Below are 2,681 nucleotides of genomic sequence, written 5' to 3' on the forward strand. Positions count from 1 at the left end.
CGGCGGCTTCGCGGTGCCGGTGCGCGAGGGGATCGCCGAGCATGTGTTCACGGTGTCGTCGTCCGACTTCATGGCGATCTACGCGGCGAACAACCTGTTCAAGGGCATCGAGAAATTCTCGACCGCGGGCGGCGCATTGCTCGGCGGCATCATCGCGAACTCGATCAACACCGACTTCCAGCGCGAGATCATTGACGACTTTGCGGCACACACGAAGACACCCATCGTCCAGTATGTGCCGCGCTCGCTGACCGTTACGCAGGCCGAGCTTTCGGGTCGGACCACCATCGAAGCGGCGCCGAAGTCCGAGCAGGCCGAGATCTACCGCGAACTCGCGCGCCGCATCGCCGAGCATACCGAATCCAAGGTGCCGACGCCGCTCGGGCCGCTCGAACTGCGCGAATGGTCGGCGAAGTGGGCCGATCGGCTCGTCGAACAGGAACGCGCCGCCGCCTGACCTCGTTCGGCACTCTCAACGGAGCCCTTGAGCACACATGACGATCAATCTGAAGACCGCCACCGTCGAGACGCGCGAGCAGCGCCTCGGCACGATCATCGGCTGGGACGGCAAGGCGAGCGCCCTTGCCGACGAGTCCGCCTACGCGCGCGGCGAATGCGGCGGCTGCGGCACGAGCGGACGCGGCGGAGCAAAGGCGCGCCGCGTCTGCGAACTGACGGGGCCCTTCACGCAAGGGTCCGTCTGCTCGGAGCAGATGGTGGAATGCCAGGCCGGCAACATTCGCGACGCGGTGCTGATCCAGCATTCGCCGATCGGCTGCGGCGCGGGTCAGGTGATATACAACTCCATCTATCGCAACGGCCTCGCCATGCGCGGGCACCCCGTGCAGAACATCCGCTTCATCTCGACCAATCTGCGCGAGCGCGACATGGTCTATGGCGGCGCTGAGAAGCTCGACGCGGCCATCCGCGCGGCGTTTGAGCGGCACGCGCCGAAAGCGATCTTCATCGCCACGTCCTGCGCGAGCGGCATTATCGGCGACGACGTTGAAAGTGTGGCGAAACACGCCGAAGCCGATCTCGGGGTGCCCGTCATCCCGCTGCACTGCGAAGGCTTTGCCTCCAAGCACTGGAGCACCGGCTTCGACGCGACGCAGCACGGCATCCTGCGCCAGATCGTACGCGAGAACCCGACGAGAAAGCAGGAAGACCTCGTCAATGTCATCAACCTCTGGGGGTCCGACGTCTTCACGCCGATGTTGAAGGAACTCGGCCTTCGCGTGAACTACGTGGTCGACATGGCGACGGTGGAAGAACTGGCGCAGATGTCGGAGGCGGCGACGACGGTGACGTTCTGCTACACGCTCGGCACCTATCTCGCGCAGGGCCTCGAACAGGAACATGGCGTGCCGCAGATTCGCGCGCCCCAGCCATACGGCTTCGCGGGAACCGACGCCTGGATTCGTGAAGTCGCGCGCGTGACGGGACGCGAGGACAAGGTCGAAGCCTTCATCGAAAGAGAGCACGCGCGCGTCCGGCCGAAGGTGGAGGAGCTCAAGAAGAAGCTCGCCGGGCTGAAAGGCTATGTCGCCACCGGCTCGGCCTACTCGCACAGCCTCATCGGCGTGCTGCGCGAACTCGGCGTGGGGGTGGACGGCTCGCTCGTGTTCCATCACGACCCGGTCTACGACAGCGAAGACCCGAAGCAGGACACGCTCACTCATCTCATCGAGAACTATGGCGACGTCGAGAATTTCACCGTAGGCAACCGCCAGCAATATCAGTTCTACAACCTGCTCCAGCGCGTGACCCCCGACTTCATCATCATCCGCCATAACGGTCTCGCGCCGCTCGCCGCGCGGCTCGGCATCCCCGCGATCCCGCTTGGGGACGAACTGCATGCCTTCGGCTATCAGGGCATGATCAATCTCGGCGAGGCGATCCTCGCTGTGCTGCAACATCGCAAATTCCACCAAGACATCGCAGGCCGCGTGAAGCTTCCCTACAAGAAGGCTTGGCTTGCCGAGAAAGACCCATTCGCGCTCGCCCGTGCCCAAGCCGAATAATCAGGAGAATTCATGGCCCTTCTAGCGTTGAAACCGCGCGCCTCTTCCGACACAAAGGCGGAAGAGGCGGAGGCGACCCATATCGAACTCGTGCGCTATGCGTGCGCCATCGGCGCCATGCAAAGCGCCGCGGCGATCCCGCGCGTCGTGCCCATCACCCATTGCGGGCCGGGCTGCGCCGACAAGCAGTACATGAACATCGCCTTCTACAACGGCTATCAAAGCGCCGGTTATGGCGGCGGCCCCGTCGTGCCAAGCACGAACGCATCGCAGCGCGAAGTGATCTTCGGCGGCGCCGAGCGTCTGCGCGAACTGATCGAATCCTCGCTGAAGGTCATCGACGCGGATCTATTCGTGGTGCTGACGGGGTGCATCCCCGACCTCGTCGGCGACGATGTCGGCTCCGTCGTGCGCGATTTCCAGAAGCGCGGCGTGCCGATCGTTTACGCGGAAACTGGCGGCTTCCGCGGCAACAACTTCACCGGCCACGAAGCCGTCTCGCAGGCCATCATCGAGCAATATCTGGAGCCATGGGACGGCACGCGCGACGCGAAGACCGTAAACCTTTGGTCGCTGCTCCCGTATCACAACACCTTCTGGCGCGGCGATCTTGAGGAGATCAAGCGGCTCCTCGAAGGCATAGGCCTCAAGGTGAAT

Annotated in this window: 3 protein-coding genes; all 3 read left to right on the forward strand. The window is 63.9% G+C overall.

Annotated elements, in window-relative coordinates; all coding sequences use genetic code 11:
- Positions 1–457, forward strand: a 457-nt coding sequence (locus T281_RS16805) for a P-loop NTPase family protein (protein WP_037242219.1), incomplete at its 5' end; no start/stop codon positions are given.
- Between the two features lie 37 nt (positions 458–494).
- Positions 495–2,024, forward strand: a complete 1,530-nt coding sequence (locus tag T281_RS16810) for a nitrogenase component 1 (RefSeq protein ID WP_037242222.1) — start codon at positions 495–497, stop codon at positions 2,022–2,024.
- A gap of 12 nt (positions 2,025–2,036) precedes the next feature.
- A partial coding sequence (locus tag T281_RS16815) for a nitrogenase component 1 (protein ID WP_037242224.1) occupies positions 2,037–2,681 on the forward strand: 645 nt, incomplete at its 3' end.

The sequence above is a fragment of the Rhodomicrobium udaipurense JA643 genome, from assembly GCF_000636015.1.
Taxonomy (GTDB): Bacteria; Pseudomonadota; Alphaproteobacteria; order Rhizobiales; family Rhodomicrobiaceae; genus Rhodomicrobium; species Rhodomicrobium udaipurense.

Coding starts and splice junctions, on each gene's coding strand:
- T281_RS16810 (WP_037242222.1), top strand. CDS start 495: ATGACGATCAATCTGAAGACCGCCACCGTCGAGACGCGCGAGCAGCGC.